The following is an 18,906-nucleotide window of genomic DNA, read 5'->3' as shown; positions in this document are numbered from 1 at the left end:
TTCACTCTTCTTCCTCATGCTGCAATTCGAACAGCAGCAGCGAGCGGCCGGTGACCGAATATTCGTGACCGAACTCGAAGCGTTCCTGGCCGCGAATCGACGGCTGGTTGGTGTCGATCATGCAAGTCCAGTGACCGCCGTCCGGCACTTCCGGCAAGGTGAAGTTGACGATGTCGTGGTGGGCGTTGACCACCAGCAGCAGCGTCGCATCGCCCCCCTTGCGGCGGATGCCGGTTTCCTGCGCGCGACCATCGAGTAGCATGCCCAGGCAACGACCGTGGGCTTCCTGCCATTGTTCGGTGCTCATCTCGCTGCCGTCCGGGGCCAGCCAGGTGACGTCTTTGACACCGATGTCCTCGTTGTAATTGCCCACCAGGAACCGCCCGCGTCGCAGGATCGGATAGGCCAGGCGCAGCTTGATCAGCCGTTTGACGAACTTGAGCAAGGCCTTGCCGTCTTCGCTGAGGTCCCAGTTGACCCAGCCGATCTCGCTGTCCTGGCAGTAGGCGTTGTTGTTGCCGTCCTGGGTCCGGGCGAATTCGTCACCGGCCACCAGCATTGGCGTGCCTTGGGACAGCAGCAGCGTGGCGAAGAAGTTGCGCATCTGCCGCAGGCGCAGTTCGTTGATCTCGGGATCGTCGGTCGGGCCTTCGACGCCGTGGTTCCAGGACAGGTTGTTGTTGCTGCCGTCCTGGTTGTTTTCGTCGTTGGCTTCGTTGTGTTTGTCGTTGTACGACACCAGGTCGTTGAGGGTGAAACCGTCGTGGGCGGTGATGAAGTTCACCGACGCATATGGCCGGCGTCCACGCTGGTTGAACATCTCGCCGGACGCGGTCATGCGGCTGGCGAAGTCCGCCAGTTGGCCGTCGTCGCCTTTCCAGAACGCGCGCACGGTGTCGCGGAACTTGTCGTTCCACTCGACCCAGCCCGGCGGGAAACCACCGACCTGATAACCACCGGGGCCGCAGTCCCAGGGCTCGGCGATCATTTTCACCTGGCGCAATACCGGGTCCTGGCGGCAGGCAACGAGGAAGCTGTGGCGTTCGTCGAAACCGTCGTGGTAGCGCCCGAGAATGGTCGCGAGGTCGAAGCGGAAACCGTCCACGTGCATTTCCGTGGCCCAGTAGCGCAACGAGTCGGTGACCATTTGCAGCACGCACGGGTGACTCAAATCCAGGGTGTTGCCGGTGCCGGAATCGTTGATGTAGAAGCGCTTGTCGTCAGGCATCAAGCGGTAGTACGAGGCGTTGTCGATACCGCGCATCGACAGGGTCGGACCTTGTTCGTTGCCCTCGGCGGTGTGGTTGTAGACCACGTCGAGGATCACTTCCAGATTGGCTTCGTGCAGGTGCGCAACCATCTCCTTGAACTCGGCGATCTTGCCGCTGGCCAGGTAACGCGGGTCCGGGGCGAAGAAGGCGATGCTGTTGTAGCCCCAGTAATTGGTCATGCCTTTGTGCAGCAGGTGCTGGTCGTTGACGAACGCGTGGATAGGCAGCAATTCCACGGTCGACACGCCGAGCTTGCGGATGTGTTCGAGTACGTCATCGACCATCAACCCGCCGAAGGTGCCACGCAGATTCTCGGGGACGGAAGGGTGACGCATGCTGATGCCGCGCACGTGAGTCTCATAAATGATCGTCTTGTCCCACGGCACGCTGACCCGATGGTCGTGGCCCCAGGTGTGCGCCGGGTCGATGACTTTGCATTTCGGCACGAATGGCGCGCTGTCGCGTTCATCGAAACTGAGGTCGGCGTCAGGGTGGCCGATGGTGTAGCCAAACAGCGCTTCGGACCATTTCAACTCGCCGACCAATTGTTTGGCGTAGGGGTCGATCAGCAATTTGTTGTGGTTGAAGCGATGGCCGTTGGCCGGGTCGTAGGCACCATAGACACGGTAGCCGTAGATCAGCCCCGGATGGGCGTCGGGCAGGTAGCCGTGGTAGATCTCGTCGGTGTATTCCGGCAGTTCGATACGTTCCAGTTCGACTTCGCCGGCGTCGTCGAAGATGCACAGTTCAACCTTGGTGGCGTTGGCGGAGAACAGTGCGAAGTTAACCCCCAAACCATCCCAGGTCGCGCCCAGCGGGAAGGGCAAGCCTTCACGAATTCGCGAGGCCTCGGCTTGAGGTTCTGGCGCGGCTTTCTTTGGATTGGTCATAGATGCTCCTGCAAAAAAGGGGTACGAGTACGGTGATGTCAGTTGGTCTGGTGCAGACCCTGTGGGAGCGAGCCTGCTCGCGAAAGCGGTGTGTCAGTCACCATCAATCCCGGCTGACAGTTCGCTTTCGCGAGCAGGCTCGCTCCCACAGGGATTGCAGTTTTTCAGTTCAAACGCTCTTTATTCCGGGCGAGTGCGCCCACAGTGGCGAGCGAACTCGCCACGAGATCAATCAGGACAAGGCGTTTAGCGTCAAACCGTTGGTGGTTTTTTCGCGGCGCGAGGTTTTTTCTCGGGAGCCTTTTCACCCGGCGGGGTTACTTTGGCGGCCGCAGCAGGTTTGGCCTTGGCTTTCGACGCTGCAGCCTTGCCATCGGCCTGACCGTTAAGTTTGCTATCAGTCTTGGCGGCGGCCGGTTTGGCCGCAGCAGTTTTGCTGCCGGCAGCTTTCGGCGATTTTTTCGGCGCCAAGGCTTCGGCTTCAGCCAGCTTGCGCGCCATCTCCCAGTGGCGTGCTTCCTGGCCTTCGGGTTTCCCTTCCGACTCCCAGATTTGATAGGCAAATTCGCGAACGCGTTTATCTTCGGTACTCATCGCAATGCTCCTGAACTGAACTCAAGTGTCGATAGTTTGGATAAAGAGATTGACCGGGAAGTCCCCCAGCGCGGCGCTGATTTCCAGCTCCATGTTTTTTGTGACTGCGGCGTTTGAAAAAAGTCCCTTCAGGTTTTCGTTCGGGGTGGTGAACGGTAATTTCACCCGTGTATCGCCCCATCGCAGCGCGTCCACCTGAGGCGTGGCACTGTTTTCCAGCAACCCGGCACAGCGTATCGGCACGATCACGATGGCGCGTTTGCCTTCCAGCGAACGCATGAACGCCAACACGCGATGAGCCTCGCTGCCGACCACTTCAAGGGCTTGATAGGTCCCTTGGCGAAACAGTTCGGCATGCTCGGTCCGCACGTTCAGGGTGCGGGCGATCAGGCGTTGCTTGATGCGCCCGTCACGCCAGTTCGCCAACAGCCCGGACAGGTCGAGTGGCGCCTGCAAAGCCTGTTGTCGAGCGGCGTAATCCACCGGTCGGCGGTTGTCCGGATCGACCAGGGTGAAGTCCCAGAAGTCGTTGCCCTGATAGAGGTCCGGCACCCCCGGCACGGTCATGCGCAGCAAGGTTTGCGCCAAGCCATTCAACGCGCCGGGCGCGGCAATGGCCTGTGCTGCTTCACCAAGGGCCGAACGCAACGGCTGACCTTCGGGGCTCAGCAGCAAGCGATTGAGAAAGGCTTCGGTAGCCTGTTCGTAAGCGTCGTTCGGCGCGCTCCAGCTGCTTTGCAACTTGGCTTCTCGCAGGGCTTTTTGCTGCCATTGCCAGAGGCGTTTGGCGTAGTCCGCAAGCGCCGGTTGATCATCGCTGCGCAACTCCAGTGGCCAACTGCCGAGGATCGCTTGATAGAGAATCAACTCATCACCGGCCGAGGGTGAGTTGTCATCAGTGCGCAGTTCGCGCGCCAGGCTGCGCCAGTGCTCGACCTGTTCGGCGTACCAGCCACTGCGCTCGCTCAACACCGCGAGCCGCGCCCGGGTGTCTTCGCCGCGCTTGTGATCGTGGGTCGCGGTGGCCAGCAGGTTGTTCGGGAAGGCTTCAAAGCGTTGCAGGCAGGCGTCGTGGAAATCACTGACCGGTGCACTGAACTGTTCAGTGCTGAAGCCCACGTCATTGCGCGACAGCAACACCGCCGAACGATAGAACGCGGTGTCTTCCACTGCCTTGGCCGCCGCTGGCGAAGTCAGTTGCTGGAAGCGCACGCAGGCATGTTTAAGGATCTTGCGCTGGCGGCCCACCGGGCGTTTGCGCCAGGGTTCGCCACCGAGCCAGCCGGCGATGCAATCGAGCACCGGCCAGTCGGCCTCGCCCAACGTCTGGCGTGCACCGTCCATGGCTTGCTGGAAAAACACATCGTCTTCGGCAGAGCGACCACGCGGGCTGATGTAGGTGCGGTATACCGGGAAGTGCACGATCAATTCCTGCAACGCCCGGCGGATCGCGCCGAGGGTCAGGTCGCGGGTCATCACGTCATCCCGGGCCACTTGCAGCAAGGCCTGGGCGACGCTTTCGAAATCCCCGGCCAGCGAACCGTTGAGGATCTGCTGGCGCGCCAGTTGCGCTTCCTGGATGAACTCGGCCGGCCGTTCGCTGTGGCGGTTCCACAGTTCACCGAGGGTTTCGGCGCCTGCGGGATCGTGTTGCAGCAACGACAATTGGTTCATGAACTCGTAACCGGTGGTGCCGTCCACCGACCAGTCGCGATGCAGGGTTTCACCTTCGCCGAGGATCTTTTCGACGTAGATTGGCAGGTGCCGCTGCGGTGACAGGCTATCGACCCGACGGCGCAGTTTGCGGCAGTAACCCCGAGGGTCGGCGAGGCCGTCGATGTGGTCGATGCGCAAGCCGTCCACCAGACCCTCGGCAATCAGCTCGAAGATTTTCGCGTGGGTTTCTTCGAACACCGCCGGGCGTTCAACGCGCAGACCGCCGAGTTCGTTGACGTCGAAGAAGCGCCGCCAGTTGATGTCGTCCGCCGCCGTGCGCCAACTGGCCAGTCGATAACTCTGGCGCTCCAGCAGGTTGTGCAGGTTTTGAAAGCCTTCTGTCGTCAGCGAGTCATAAGTGCTGATTTGCTGTTGGATGGCGTGCAGCATGGCTGGGTCGCCTGCCAACTCGCGCAGTTCCTCTTGCAGGGGAATCGCCAGGCTGTGGGCGTCGGTCTGGTAGCTCAGGGCGGCAAAACGATCCGCCAAAAACTTCAGTTGCTCGGTTTGTTCGGCATTCAGTTGATCGTCAGGCTTGAGCAGTTCTCCGTACCCGGTCGGGCAGATCGGAAAGTGATGATCGTAGTGCTCGACATAAAACGCGCCGTGCTCGGCATCGAAGCGCAAGGGCAGGGTGCCGTCCTGCAAGGCGACGCCGTAGTCACTGCCCAGAAACGGCAGCAGCAACTGGCCTTCCATCAGCGGGTCGGGGGAATGCCACTGGATATCGAAAAACTCGCCGTAAGGACTCAGGCGTCCCCATTCCAGCAAGTCCAGCCACCAGGGATTATCGCCACCGCCAACGGCCATGTGGTTGGAGACGATGTCGAGGATCAGCCCCATCTTCTGCTGGCGCAGGGCATCGACCAAACGCCGCAGCGCCGCTTCCCCGCCGAGTTCCGGGTTGACCGTGGTCGGGTCCACCACGTCGTAGCCGTGCATGGAACCGGCGCGGGCGCTGAGCAGCGGCGACGCATAGACATGGCTGATGCCCAGGCTGGCGAAATACGGCACCAGCGGCACCGCATCGTCGAGGGTGAAGCCTTTATGAAACTGCAGCCGCAGGGTCGCCCGCAGCGGTTGGATCAGCGCCTGGCTCATTGGTCACGCTCGGCCGCCTGGAGTCGCGCGCAGGCGAGCAGTTCAAGGCGTCGGGCGGCGTCCGGGTCATCAAGCAACGCTTCACTGTTACCGGGCAAACGCCGTGACCAGTTGGGGTGCGTATCGATGGTGCCGGGCAGGTTGGCTTGCTGTTCGATACCCAAGGCATCTTCCATCGGCAACAACACCAGAGGCGCGCGGGTATGGCCGAGGAAACGGATCGCGGCGTCGAGCACCTGATCGGTTTCGTGGGACTCTTCGCGGAAGTTCTGCGGGTCCTCGGTCAGCACCCGGCGCAGGCCTTCGCGCTCGCGCTCACGGTGATGGCGCCACTCGATCTCGCCGTTGGCATCGACCAGCCCGAGCCGGGCATTCCAGTCGATATCGTGGCCATGCCACCAGCCGTTGAGCGTGGGCAAGTCATGGGTGCTGGTGGTCGCCAGGGCGTTGTCCGGCCATTCGAGCGTCGACTTGAAGTGACTGTTGTCCTGTTCAAACAGCAACACGCGCATGCCAAGGATCGAGCGAGCGATGAGTTTTTCCCGCAGGCCGTCGGCTACTGTGCCCAGGTCTTCGCCGAGGACAATTGCTTGATGTCGATGGGATTCGAGGGCCAGCAAACGCAGCATGTCGTCCACCGGGTAATAGAGGTACGCGCCATCGGCTGGCGGTGCATCGTTGGGGATCACCCACAGCCGTTGCAGGCCCATCACATGGTCGATGCGCAGGCCACCGGCGTGGGCGAAGTTGGCCCGCAGCATTTCGATGAATGCGCGGAAACCGTTGCGCACCAGGCCTTCCGGGGAAAACGCCGAGATGCCCCAGCCCTGACCGGAACGGTTGAGGATGTCCGGTGGAGCGCCGACGGTCAGGGACGCGAGCAATTCGTCCTGGCGACTCCAGGCCTGGCTGCCACCGCCATCGGCGCCGACCGCCAGATCGGCCACCAGCCCAATGCTCATGCCTGCTCCGACCGCTGCGCTTTGCGCCCGGGCCAGGCAACGGTCGATCAGCCATTGGCAGAAGGCGAAGAAGCCGATGCGCCCGGCGTTTTCTTCGGCGAAGTCAGCGAGGGCAGCGCTGCGCGGGTCTTGCCATTGTTCTGGCCAGTGACGCCAGTCCAGGTCTTCACCGCGAGCGGCGCGGGCTTCCTGGATGGCTTCGAAGCGGCAGTGGTTTTCCAGCGCTTCACCGCCGGCATGACGGAAGCTGCTGAAGTCTTCGTGCAAAGGGTGTTCACCCTGGACGAAACCTTCGTAGAGCGCCTGCAACAGCCGATGCTTGGCTTCGGCGGCGACCGGCCAATTGATCAGCGGCAGGGCTTCGAGCTCTTGCAGTTGTTCGGCCAGCCCGGTGGCGTCAATCGCATCACGCAGGGCGCGCTCGCCAAGGATCGCTCCCGGCGCGGCGTAGAGGCTGTTGAGGAACAAGCGGCTGGACGGCGAATATGGGCTGTAGCGATGGGTGTCGCTGCTGAACATCGCGTGCATCGGGCTGATCGCCAGCGCCTCGGCGCCGCGCTCACCGGCGACGCGGGCCAGGTCTTCGAGGGCTTGGGTATCGCCAAAGCCACCGTCACCGGGGCGCCGCAGCGAATACAGCTGCACGCTCAAACCCCAGGTGCGCGGGATCGGACTGTCGACCGCATCGCCGACGCTGTAGCAGCGCTCGGGGGCCACGGCCAACGTGAAGGACTGGCCGTCGATGCTGACATGTTGATAGCCGACCGGGATCAGGCCCGGCAGGATCGCATTGGCATCGAGTTTCAGGCTCAGGCGCGCGCCGTCTTCGAGGTGCACTTCGCACGGGGTTTCAGGCTCGAAATAACGGGCGAGGTCGAGGCCCTTGCCCACGTCGGCGGTGATCAGCGGCGGCAGGTGGCGGGTCTGTTGCACTTGCTGCAATTGCAGCAGGCTGGTGTCGATTTCCTGAGTGGTGCTGGCCGGGTGGCCCAGCCCGATCAGGACCGCACGCAACACGGCCGGGGCGACTTTCTGTGGGCGTCCGTTGGCGTCGATCCAGTCGACTGCCAGGCCAGCACGGCTGGCCAGTATTTCCAGTTGCGCATCGCTCATAGGCGCTCTCCATCAGGTAGCAAAGGGTTTGCAGCCGTGAGGCTGACGAGCACGCAAAAAGGGGCGAGGCTGCTCTGGTTCAACAGGCCGGACGCGGGTGGGTGTTCGAACAACAGCGAAGCATCGGCCTGTGGAGGGTGGACCACAGGCGCGTCGCTGAGGTTCAGGTCAATACGCAGCAGACTGCCGTTGCCGAGCCGCCAGCGAGCGCTCACCGCGCCCTCGGCCAGCACCTCGGCACCCAGGGCCAGGGCGCCGGGCAGGTGAGGAATGATGTGTTGATGACGCAGTTGCAACAGCTGCCGGTAAAGGTCATGCATGGCTTGCTGGGCCGGCTCATCGGCGGGTTTGGGCTGCGACGCCTCGAAGGTCTGCGGCGCATTCGGATCGGGAATCTGCTCGCGTTTGTGCGGGTCCTGGAAGGCACTGAACGCCGCGAATTCGTTGCGCCGGCCTTCGCGTACCAACTCCGCCAGTTCGCCGTGATGGCTGGTGAAAAACAGGAACGGTTGCTCGGCAGCGAATTCATCGCCCATGAACATCAGCGGAATCATCGGCGACAACAGCAGCAGCGCAGTCGCCGCTTTCAACGCGTCGGTCGGCGCCAGTTGATGCAGGCGTTCGCCAAAGGCGCGATTGCCGATCTGGTCGTGGTTTTGCAGAAACAGCACAAAGGCACTCGGCGGCAGGTGACCGCTGGGTTCGCCTCGTGCTTCACCATGACGATTGATGTGGCCCTGGAACACGAAGCCTTCGCTCAGGCAGCGCGCCAGTTGTTCCGTGGGGTTCTCGGCGTAGTCGGCGTAGTAGGCGTCGGTTTCGCCGGTCAGCAGCACGTGCAGGGCGTTGTGGCCGTCGTCGTTCCACTGCGCATCGAAACCTTGCTCCAGCAGGCTGGCCTGGTTGTGTTCGTTTTCCAGGTTCAGCCACACGTGGCGGCCCGGCGCGGTTTGCCGGCGTACCCGTTGCGCCAGTTCCTGGAGGAAGTCCGGGTCTTCGATGGCGTGCACGGCGTCCAGGCGCAAACCGTCGAAGCGGTATTCGAGCAACCACATCAAGGCGTTTTCGATAAAGAAGTCCCGCACCTCGCGGCGCCGGAAGTCGATGGCCGCGCCCCACGGCGTATGTTTGTCTTCGCGAAAGAAGCCTTTGGCGTAGCGATGCAAGTAATTGCCGTCGGGGCCGAAGTGGTTGTAGACCACGTCGAGAATCACCGCCAGGCCATGACCGTGGGCGGTGTCGATCAGGTGTTTGAGTTGTTCGGGGGAGCCGTAGGAGGCTTGAGGCGCGTAGGGCAGGACCCCGTCGTAACCCCAATTGCGCTCACCGGGGAATTGCGCCAGGGGCATCAGTTCGATCGCGGTAATGCCCAGCTCGACCAGACGTGCCAAGTGCTGCTCGACTTCACTGAAACCGCCGAGCGCACCGACGTGCAGTTCGTAGATCACCGCTTCATTCCACGGCCGCCCTTGCCAGGCATTGTGTTGCCAATGGTAGGCAAGGGGATCGACCACCACGCTGTGGCGGTCGAGGTCTCCGGCCTGGGCGCGGGAGGCCGGGTCGGGCACCTCCAGTTCGCCATCAATGTTGTAGCGATATCGCGTGCCGGCCGGGCAGCGGGTCTTGATCACAAACCAGCCATCGGCCTGGGGCAGTAGCGGTATTGATTGTCCATCATCCAGTTCGAGACTGACGTTTAACGCATCTGGCGCCCACAAGGCAAAACGCGTGTGTTCAGCGTCCAGCATGATTGCGCCGTGGGGCCAAGTCTCAAGGGTCCGTAACGGCATCTTTGAAAACCTCTAATTATTTATGGCCCGATTTACCCAAGGCTTTAGCCACCAGTTTTTCGTAGAGTTCGGCGTAGGGTTCGACCGCCTTGCACCAGTTGAACGGTGCGGCCATGGCGCGGCAACGCATGGCGTGCAGCAGATCGGGGAAAGCGAAGACTTTGAACGCACGGCTCACGGCTTCGCGGTAACTCTCGACGGTGGATTCGTCGAACAGAAAACCGGTCACACCGTTTTCAATGGTGTCGGCCAGGCCGCCGGTATTGCGTGCCACCGGCAACGAGCCGAAACGCTGGGCATACATCTGGCTCAGGCCGCAAGGTTCGTAACGCGAAGGCATCAGCAGGAAATCACTGCCGGCGAACATGCGCCGGGCATCGGTTTCGTTGAAGCCGATGCGCACGCCGACCTGGCCGGGAAAACGCAGGGCCAGTTCACGCATAGCTTGTTCTTCTTCCGGCTCGCCACGGCCGATGATTGCAATCTGGCCACCTTGTTCGACGATGAACTCGGCCACCGCTTCGGTGAGGTCCAGGCCTTTCTGGTAGACCAGTCGCGACACCACGGCGAACAGTGGACCTTCGGAATCTTCCAGGCCGAACAGCTCACGGACATGGGCGGCGTTGACCGCTTTACCGTCCCAGTCGCCGATGGTGAACGGGCAGAACAGGTGCGGATCGGTGGCGGCGTCCCAGCTCTCGTCGATGCCATTGGGAATGCCACTGAGCAGGCCTTGCTGGGTCTTGGCGGCAAGAAAGCCATCGAGGCCACAGCCGAAGGCCGGGGTGGTGATTTCCTGGGCGTAGGTGGCGCTGACCGTGGTGATGTGGCTCGAATAAGCCATGCCGGCCTTGAGGAACGACATCTTGCCGTAGAACTCCATGCCTTCCTGTTGCAGCGCGTGCATGGGAATACCCAGTTCCGGGCAGGAGCCGAGGCTGGTCACGCCCTGATAGGCGAGGTTATGGATGGTGAACAGCGTCGGGGTGCGCTGTCCACGCCAGTGCATATAAGCCGGCGCCAGGCCAGCCGGCCAGTCATGGGCGTGCACCAGGTCCGGGCACCAGTGGATTTGCGCGAGGTTGGCGGCGATATCGGCAGCGGCCAGGCCCAGGCGGGCGAAACGAATGTGGTTGTCCGGCCAGTCGCGGCCGTTGTTGGCACCGTAGGGCGAACCTTCGCGCTCGTAAAGTTCGGGGCAGATCAACACGTAAATGACCAGGCCATCAGGCATGTCCATGCGCCCGATCTTGCAGGGCGGCAACGCGGCATGGCCGCCGAGTTCACCAATAATGTGGATTGGATTTTCGCTGTGCAGCACTTGCGGATAACCGGGAATCAGCACACGGACGTCGTGCAGGTGAGCCATGGCCCGTGGCAGCGCCGCCGAGACGTCACCCAGACCGCCGGTCTTCACCAGGTCGGCGATTTCCGAGGTAACGAACAGGACTTTTTTCTTGTTGGGGTTCTGACTGGCGACCGGTGCCAGCGTCTTGGTGCCTGGAACGCTGATCGTCTTGGTGCTCGGGGCATTCACGGCGCTCGATTCGCCGACCTGCTGATGAGCACGTTCTCCCTGAATATCTAAAGCCGCACTGATCATATGAATCTCCCGTGTTGTTGATCTAATTCTAGGCCTGGCACAAACGGTGTTCGTGGCCAAATCCTGTGGCCGGGCGCAAACGCGCTACGCATCGAGGAGCAATGGCTGCCCAATACGCTAAAGCACAAAGGGTGGAAGGGCTGTTGCAAGGATTGCACCAGTCGCAATGCACCTGTCTAAGAGAGGACTCTGCACGACAGGTAAAAGTTTCGACTTTTTTCCCGCTTTGTGACCGACCGGTTTCGACCCGCGAAAATCAGTCTAGGCCAGAACTTAGAGCGTCACAGACCAAATGGCAAAATTGTTCGACAATCGGTTTGAAGAGGTACGGACGTGCAAATACGGGGGGCAAACGCACCGACGAAGGGCATGTTTTTTTGGAATGGCGGGCCAAAATGTCACGTGGGAGTCACATGGGTGTGCGAGGGGAAACTGGTGTTCGCACCAATGTGGTGCGCAGGATATTTCGAGGGTGCGGCCAAAAGATCGCAGCCTTCGGCAGCTCCTACATGAATATGTATTCCCCTGTAGGAGCTGCCGAAGGCTGCGATCTTTTGATCTTTGCTTTAACTCAACAACCGAACCGGCGCACCCGCCGCCCAAGTCTGTATGTCTTCGATCATCTGCGAAAAGAACTGCTGGTAATTCTGCCGGCTGACATACCCGACATGGGGCGTGGCCAGCACATTGTCCAGCGTGCGGAACGGATGCAGCTCGGGCAACGGCTCCTGTTCGAACACATCCAGCGCCGCGCCCGCCAGGCGATTCTTCTGCAACGCCTTAATCAGCGCCAGTTCATCGACAATCGGCCCGCGAGCCGTGTTGACCAGCAGGGCGGTGGGTTTCATCCAGTCCAGTGCCTGGGCGTCGACGATCCCGCGGCTTCGGTCACTGAGCACCAGATGCACCGAGAGCACATCGGCCTGCTCGAACAGTTCCTGCTTGCTGACGTACGTCACGCCCACTTCAGCGGCGCGTTCGGCGGTGAGGTTTTCGCTCCAGGCGATCACCCGCATGCCGAACACCTGACCGAATTGTGCGACCCGCTGGCCGATGCTGCCCAGGCCGAGGATCGCCAGGGTCTTGCCGTGCAGGTCACCGCCCAGGCCTTGTTGCCACTGGCCTGCGCGCAATGCGTTGGCTTCGGCTACCAGATTGCGGGTGGCGGCCATGATCAGTGCCCAGGTCAGTTCCGGGGCGGCGTGTTTGTAGCTGTCGGTGCCGCTGACCTGAATGCCCAGCGCGGCGGCGGCTTTCAAGTCCAGCGCCGCGTTACGCATGCCGCCAGTGACCAGTAGTTTGAGTTTCGGCAAACGGCGCAGCAGGTCTTCGTCGAACCGCGTGCGTTCGCGCATCACGCAAATCACTGCGTACGCACCCAGGCGTTCCGCCAGGGCGGCGTTGTCGGCCGGGTAGTCATGGAGAAAACTCACCTGGCCGATGCTTTCCAGCACCGACCAGTCCACTACGCCGCTGGCCACGTCCTGCCAGTCATCGATCACCGCAATCTGCACAGCCATCAGCCTTACCTCATCAACGAACGGGATTGGTTTTGTTCAGCCAGGCGAGCAGGGCCTGATGAAATTGCGTCGGCTCTTCCATCTGCGGCGCGTGGCCCATGCCGGGGAATTCCACCAGGGTCGAGTGGGGAATCAGTTTCGCCACTTGCTTGCCGAGCACGTCGTAGTGACCGAGCTTCGCCTTGACCTCGGGGCTGGCGATGTCGCTGCCGATGGCCGTGGTGTCGGACGTGCCGATCAGCAGCAAGGTTGGCATTTGCAGGTTCTTGAACTCGTAATACACCGGTTGGGTGAAGATCATGTCGTAGATCAGCGCCGAGTTCCACGCCACTTGTTTATGCCCCGGGCCTTTGTTCAGGCCGGCAAGCATGTCGACCCAGCGATCGAATTCCGGCTTCCAGCGACCGCCGTAATAGGTGTTGCGCTCATAGGTGCGGATGCCGTCGGCGCTGAGCTTGAGTTCGCGCTCATACCATTGATCAACGGTGCGATACGGCACGCCGAGGGCTTTCCAGTCTTCGAGGCCGATAGGGTTGACCAGCGCCAGTTGCTCGACTTGTTCCGGGTACTGCAACGCATAACGGGTGGCGAGCATGCCGCCGGTGGAGTGCCCGAGCACGCTGGCTTTCTGGATACCCAGGGCCTTGAGCAACTGCTGGGTGTTGGTCGCCAGTTGCTGGAAGCTGTATTGATAGTTGTCCGGTTTGCTTGAGGTGCAGAAGCCGATCTGGTCCGGGGCAATCACCCGGTAACCGGCGTCGCTCAGGGCCTTGATCGAACTGTCCCAGGTGGCGCCGCAGAAATTCTTGCCATGCATCAGCACCACGCTGCGCCCGTTGGCCTTGCCATGGGCGGCGACGTCCATGTAACCCATTTGCAGGGATTTGCCCTGGGATTGAAAGGCAAAGTGCTTGACCGTGTAGGGGTAGTCGAAGCCCTGGAGTTCCGGGCCATACTCCGGACCTTCGGCGTGAGCCAGAAGCGGCAGGGCGGCGGTCAATAGCAGGCTGGGCAGCCAGCGGGACGGGGACATAGGTGGACTCCATGGGAAATTCGTCGATGCTGGGACGGCACGATTAGGGCGACATTAAACACAGGCAATGCAATCCATGTGGGAGCGAGCCTGCTCGCGAAGGGGGTGGTTGCCTCAAAATAAATGTTGGCTGATATACCGCTTTCGCGAGCAGGCTCGCTCCCACTGGTTCAATTAACTCATCCAGCCTAGGGTTGCCAAGGCCAGTACCGCATATCGGGCGCCCTTGGCAAAGGTCACAATTAGCAGAAATCGCCCCAGCGGTTCGCGCATCACGCCAGCCACCAGCGTCAGCGGATCACCGATCACCGGGACCCAACTGAGCAATAACGACCAATGACCGTAGCGCTGATAGTACTTTCGGGCTGTTGCAAGATGCTGGGGCTTGACTGGAAACCAGCGCCGCTCACGAAAGCGCTCGATGCAGCGTCCCAGCCACCAGTTCAGCACCGAGCCAAGCACATTGCCCAGCGTCGCAACCGCCAACAGCGACCACAGCCAATAACGATCGCTGAGCAACAGCCCCACCAGCACCGCTTCGGATTGCAACGGCAGGAGCGTCGCGGCACCGAACGCTGCCAGGAACAGCCCGATGTACGCGCCGGACATCAATGGGCGGGGTAGTCCGCCACCACCGTGTCAGTCCCGTCTTTTTTCAGGCCAATTACTTGATAAGCGTCACTCATGCCGTCCATTTCCATGCCGGGCGAACCCATGGGCATTCCCGGCGCGGCAACCCCCAGCAGATCATCACGCTTGCTCAAGGCCAGCACTTGCTCGGCCGGAACATGACCCTCGACGAACTTGCCGTTGATCAGCGCCGTGTGACACGACGCCAGGCGTGGTGGCACGCCGTGCTGCTGCTTGAACTGGCTCATGTCGGCTTCGACATGGTCCTCGACCTTGAAACCGTTGGCCTCCAGGTGGCTGATCCATTTTTTGCAGCAGCCGCAATTGGCGTCGCGGTGGACTTCGATGGGGATTGGGGCGGCGGCGTGGGCCAGGGAGGAGAGGAACAGGGCGCTCAGGGCGACCAGACGCAGGTGGGTTCGCATGGGAGGATCTCGACTCGGGTGGCGGTCAAAAAAAGAGCCATTTTGACGACTTTAGCCGACCGCGCGGGGCGAGAGTGTTTCGAAGTAATGCAGAAGGGCATGGCCCCTTGTGGGAGCGGGCTTGCTCGCGAAAGCGGTGTATCAGTCAACATTGATGGCGACTGACACTCCCTCTTCGCGAGCAAGCCCGCTCCCACATGGGATGCTCCCACAATGGGAGGGTTGGATCAGCGAACCTTGAACCGCCCCATGATCGAGCTCACCCGGCTATTCGCTTCCAGCAATTGCTGGGTGTTGAGTTCGCTGGCGTGACCGCTTTTCACCAGTTCATCCACCATATGACGGATCTGCACCATGCTGCGGTTGATCTCTTCGGTCACCGCGCTTTGCTGTTCGGCGGCGGTGGCGATTTGTGTGCTGAGGCTGTTGATGTGGCTGACGGAACCAGCCATTTCATCCAGACCGGAGTTCACCCGCGCCGTCGCATCGGCGGCGGACTGGCAACTGGCCTGGGTGTTTTCCATGGCCGCCACCGACGAGCTCACGCCTTGGGTCAGGCGCTTGAGCATTTCGTTGATTTCCGAGGTGCTGGCCTGAGTCCGGGCGGCGAGGGCGCGGACTTCATCGGCCACCACCGCAAAGCCACGACCCTGTTCACCGGCGCGTGCCGCTTCAATTGCAGCGTTAAGCGCCAACAGGTTGGTTTGCCCGGCAATCGCACCGATCACCCCGAGAATCTCGGTAATCCGTTGCGCGTCTTGCTGCATGTTTTCGACTTTATGCGTGGCGCTGGCCACTTCTTCAATCAACGCCACCACACTGCTGGACGCTTCACCCACCACCACCCGCGAGCGATCCGCGTGTTCGCTGGCGCGCTGGGTGAACGAGGCGGTTTCGGCCGCGTTCTGCGCCACGCTGTCGGCGGTGGAACTCATTTCGGTGATGGCGGTGACGGTCTGATCGGTTTCCGAAGCGTGACGCACCAGGATCTGACTGGTGTGTGCCGAGGTCCGTTGCAGGTTGTCCAGGCTCGACGCCATGGCGCCAGTGGCCTGGGTGACTTCGCCGATCATGTTCTGCAAGTAGATGATGAAGGCGTTGACCGAATGGCCGATGGCGCCGAGTTCGTCTTCGGCGCGGATAGTGATGCGCTTGGTCAGGTCGGCATCGCCGGCAGACAGCGCGTCGATGTTGGCCTTGAGGATTTTCATCCGATGGATCAGTTGGCGAATCGCATAGATCTGCAGCAGTACCAGCAGGATCACCATCGGAATCTGCAACAGGCTCAAGGTGTTCAGGACATCGTCACGTTGTGCGGTAATCAGCTTGGTCGGCAGGGCGGTGGCGAGGTACCACGGCGTGCCTTCGATCGGGCGCATGAAGAAGGTACTGGCTTCGCCTTTGTTGTCGAATTCGACGCGCTGGGCCTGGTCACGATTTTGCAGTCCGGCTTTGACCTGGCTGGCGAACGGCGAGTTACCGGCCAGTTCACTGATGTTCTTCAGCACGACTGGCCCGCTGATGCGCGAACTGTTGCTGATGATTTTGCCGTCGGCCTCGACGATCAGCATCTCGGCGCCGAGGTCTTTTTCCTTGCGTGCGATCAGGTCGTTGAAGAAGCCCAGGGTCACGTCGATGGTCGACACGCCGTAGGCCGCGCCGTTTTTCTGGATGGCCATGGCGCAGTTGGTGCGTGGCTCGGCACTGGCGTCATCTTTATAGGCAGCGGCCCAGGCGCACTGGCCGCGCGGGGTTTGCATGCCGCCCTTGTACCAGGTCTGGTCGTAATAGTTGGGCGCCGCGTCACTGTTCCAGAAGGTGTTTACCGCCAGTTTGCCGGAGCTGTCGCGGTGCCAGAAGGTGCTGAACTTGTTGCGGCCTGCTTCACGCTGGCCGGGCAATGGCCAGATCCCGCCGCCAAACACTTTCAGCTCGCCGTACTGATCCACCAGACCTGGCAGAACCGTATCGATGGCAGCGCTGTCGAGCAGGGGGATGGTCTGGGTGATGCTGCGTTGCTGGGCTTGAACCTTGTTCAACTCGCCCTGGATTTGCTCGGCGACTTCAGCGATGCGGTTGAGGGCCACCTGTTCTTCGGTGTGTCGCAGCTTCGGCGCGACCAACTGACTGATACCCACCACCGTGAGTACGGAAAGCAGCAGGATGAACAGGACCAGAAACAGCGTGTAGCGAGCCTGAATGGTACGGAATGCGGGCATGGGACCGGTCCTTGTGCTGCGTTTTTATTGTTGGTGTCTGGAAGTTGGGCTATCCAAGGCTTATCGGCTCGCTCGGGGCAAGCTTTAGGTACGGGCGTACAAGAAAGGGCGGCGGGGGACGGACGGTCCGCGAAGCGTGAGTATCACAACCGGTACAAACAGACTGACTCTGTAAAAAATGACAATCAATGTGACGGCTATACCAAGATCGAAAAATTCATATAGGCCAATGAAACCGGGCACTTGGTGATTTGTATCGAAAATGTACGAGAATTGTAAAAAGTAGAAATATTAGTAGGTGGATGCTCCCTGCACGCCGATACTTCCCCGCAATCATCTCGTTTAAACAAGGATTTTTTATGTTCCAGTCGAAAGGAGTACGGTCATGACTATTGGTTTGGTCGGCAACTGGACTGCTAAATCGGGCCTGCTGGTTCGCCAGGGTTCGCCCAATGCCAAACCGGTGTCCCAGAGCGCCAAGGTGCGGGAAATCCTGACCATGGTCGGCACCAATCCGACGATACTCGACCGCACGAAAATGGACGCCATGCAGCTGTTCAAGCAGGTCAAGGGCTTTGATCCGACGAACATCTCGGCCAAGCAACTGGGCAACATGAGCACCTTCCTCAAGCAGAAAGGCATCATTGGCGATGTCACCGCCCTGACGTTGCTCAACGCGGGTGACAAGTTCGACAAGTTCGGCATCCCGAATGACCCCGAAGCGAAGTTCAATGCGCTGGATTACTTTGCCACGCAGCTGGACTCCATCCAGAACAACAACCTCAAGGGCAACAAGTACGCCAACTACCTGGTCCCTGAGTTCAAGAAAGCCATTTACGTGCTGCAGAACTTGAAGACCTACGGCGAAGGTAACGGTTCGACGGTCAAGAAAAAGGACAAATGATCGTCTGCCCCGCTCACTGCACTGAGCGGGGCAGAAGTTTAGGGCTCAGCGGTCGAGCATTTGCATCACCGCTTCCGGATAGCGCAAACCGGCAGTGGCATCGGCCGGGAAGATCGCCTCCAGCGCCTGCAACTCGCCGGCACTGAGCTTCACCTCCAGCGCCGCGACATTTTCCTCCAGGTATTTACGCTGCTTGGTCCCGGGAATCGGGATCACGTAGTCGCCTTGCGCCAGCACCCAGGCCAGCGCGAGTTGCCCGGCGGTCACGCCCTTGTCGGCAGCCAGCGCTTGCACTTGCTCCACCAGCAGCAGGTTTTTCGCGAAATTCTCCCCTTGAAACCGCGGACTGAAGCGGCGGTAATCGTCGGCGGCAAAATCGTCCGGGCTTTTCAGGGCACCAGTCAAAAAGCCGCGGCCCAGTGGGCTATAAGGGACAAACGCGATACCCAGGCGCTGACACGCGGCCAGGCAACCGTTGTCTTCCTGATCGCGGCTCCACAATGAGTATTCGCTTTGCAGTGCGCTGATCGGATGGACCTTATGCGCCCGCTCCAGTGTCGCCGCCGAGGCTTCGCTCAACCCCAGATAACGCACCTTGCCGGCCTTCACCAGTTCGGCCATGGCGCCGACCGTTTCCTCGATGGCGACTTGCGGGTCGATCCGGTGTTGGTAGTACAAGTCCAGGGTGTCCACGCCAAGGCGCTTGAGAGTGCCATCGATAGACTGGCGAATGTATTCCGGACGACCGTCGACACCCCGTGCGGCCGGGTGAGCCGGGTCGCGCACGATACCGAACTTGCTGGCCAGGAACACTTGGTCGCGCTTGCCTACGATGGCTTTGCCGATCAGCTCCTCATTGGTGTGCGGGCCGTACATGTCGGCGGTATCGAGCAGGTTGATGCCCAGCTCCAGCGCCCGGTGCAGGGTCGCGGTGGCTTCGCGGGTATCGGTGCCGGTGGTGTAGAAATCGGTCATGCCCATGCAGCCCAATCCGATGGCGCTCACCAGCGGTCCGTTCTTGCCCAGTTGACGTGTTTGCATGAGATCAGCTCCTTGAAAATGTGAGCCGCCATTGTTCCTCTCGACAGAAACAAGATAAACCGGCTAAAACTGCTATCACTATTCGTAAAATCTA

General features: G+C 60.9%; 12 protein-coding genes and 2 pseudogenes. 1 reads left to right on the top strand and 13 read right to left on the bottom strand.

Annotated elements, in window-relative coordinates:
• Window position 1: 1 nt before the first annotated feature.
• The 12 genes and pseudogenes from glgX to ACWIKB_RS23455 all read right to left on the bottom strand — a co-directional run.
• Window positions 2–2,161 carry a glycogen debranching protein GlgX gene (gene glgX / locus ACWIKB_RS23510; protein ID WP_475269703.1) on the bottom strand — a complete coding sequence of 720 codons (2,160 nt, stop codon included), beginning with the start codon at window positions 2,159–2,161 and terminating at the stop codon, window positions 2–4.
• A 252-nt stretch (window positions 2,162–2,413) separates the two neighbouring features.
• Entirely contained in the window at window positions 2,414–2,755 is a 342-nt protein-coding gene (locus ACWIKB_RS23505) for a DUF2934 domain-containing protein (RefSeq protein ID WP_475269701.1), read from the bottom strand.
• Between the two features lie 21 nt (window positions 2,756–2,776).
• Window positions 2,777–5,572, bottom strand: coding sequence for a malto-oligosyltrehalose synthase (locus ACWIKB_RS23500; protein ID WP_475269699.1), 2,796 nt, complete (start codon window positions 5,570–5,572; stop codon window positions 2,777–2,779).
• Window positions 5,569–7,647 carry a 4-alpha-glucanotransferase gene (gene malQ / locus ACWIKB_RS23495; RefSeq protein WP_475269697.1) on the bottom strand — a complete coding sequence of 693 codons (2,079 nt, stop codon included), beginning with the start codon at window positions 7,645–7,647 and terminating at the stop codon, window positions 5,569–5,571. Before malQ ends, ACWIKB_RS23500 begins: the two co-directional genes overlap by 4 nt.
• The gene (gene treZ / locus ACWIKB_RS23490) at window positions 7,644–9,437 is read right to left on the bottom strand and encodes a malto-oligosyltrehalose trehalohydrolase (RefSeq protein WP_475269695.1); all 1,794 of its coding nucleotides are present in this window, start codon (window positions 9,435–9,437) and stop codon (window positions 7,644–7,646) included. The genes malQ and treZ overlap by 4 nt, the downstream gene beginning before the upstream one ends.
• 16 nt (window positions 9,438–9,453) lie before the next feature.
• Window positions 9,454–11,040: a glycogen synthase GlgA gene (gene glgA, locus ACWIKB_RS23485; protein WP_475269693.1), complete on the bottom strand. Its 1,587-nt coding sequence runs from the start codon at window positions 11,038–11,040 to the stop codon at window positions 9,454–9,456.
• Between the two features lie 566 nt (window positions 11,041–11,606).
• Window positions 11,607–12,560 carry a D-2-hydroxyacid dehydrogenase family protein gene (locus ACWIKB_RS23480; RefSeq protein WP_475269691.1) on the bottom strand — a complete coding sequence of 318 codons (954 nt, stop codon included), beginning with the start codon at window positions 12,558–12,560 and terminating at the stop codon, window positions 11,607–11,609.
• Window positions 12,561–12,573: 13 nt separating this feature from the next.
• On the bottom strand, window positions 12,574–13,593 hold the full coding sequence (locus ACWIKB_RS23475; protein WP_475269689.1) for an alpha/beta fold hydrolase: 1,020 nt from the start codon (window positions 13,591–13,593) through the stop codon (window positions 12,574–12,576).
• A gap of 174 nt (window positions 13,594–13,767) precedes the next feature.
• On the bottom strand, window positions 13,768–14,202 hold the full coding sequence (locus ACWIKB_RS23470) for a YqaA family protein (protein WP_475269687.1): 435 nt from the start codon (window positions 14,200–14,202) through the stop codon (window positions 13,768–13,770).
• Window positions 14,202–14,648 (bottom strand): DUF411 domain-containing protein, encoded by a 447-nt coding sequence (locus ACWIKB_RS23465; RefSeq protein ID WP_475269685.1) that lies wholly within the window; start codon window positions 14,646–14,648, stop codon window positions 14,202–14,204. The genes ACWIKB_RS23470 and ACWIKB_RS23465 overlap by 1 nt, the downstream gene beginning before the upstream one ends.
• A 227-nt stretch (window positions 14,649–14,875) precedes the next feature.
• Window positions 14,876–15,403: pseudogene (locus ACWIKB_RS23460) on the bottom strand (methyl-accepting chemotaxis protein); the annotation flags it as partial.
• Window positions 15,404–15,739: 336 nt separating this feature from the next.
• Window positions 15,740–16,867: pseudogene (locus ACWIKB_RS23455) on the bottom strand (HAMP domain-containing protein); the annotation flags it as partial.
• A gap of 385 nt (window positions 16,868–17,252) precedes the next feature.
• Between ACWIKB_RS23455 and ACWIKB_RS23450 the strand changes: the two are divergent.
• On the top strand, window positions 17,253–17,771 hold the full coding sequence (locus ACWIKB_RS23450) for a hypothetical protein (protein ID WP_475269683.1): 519 nt from the start codon (window positions 17,253–17,255) through the stop codon (window positions 17,769–17,771).
• Window positions 17,772–17,816: 45 nt separating this feature from the next.
• Here the strand turns inward: ACWIKB_RS23450 and ACWIKB_RS23445 are convergent, their stop codons facing one another.
• Window positions 17,817–18,812 carry an aldo/keto reductase gene (locus ACWIKB_RS23445; protein ID WP_475269681.1) on the bottom strand — a complete coding sequence of 332 codons (996 nt, stop codon included), beginning with the start codon at window positions 18,810–18,812 and terminating at the stop codon, window positions 17,817–17,819.
• Window positions 18,813–18,906 lie beyond the last annotated feature (94 nt).

It is taken from the genome of Pseudomonas sp. 5Vm1k (genome assembly GCF_056161485.1).
This window is presented reverse-complemented; position numbering and strand designations above follow the sequence as displayed.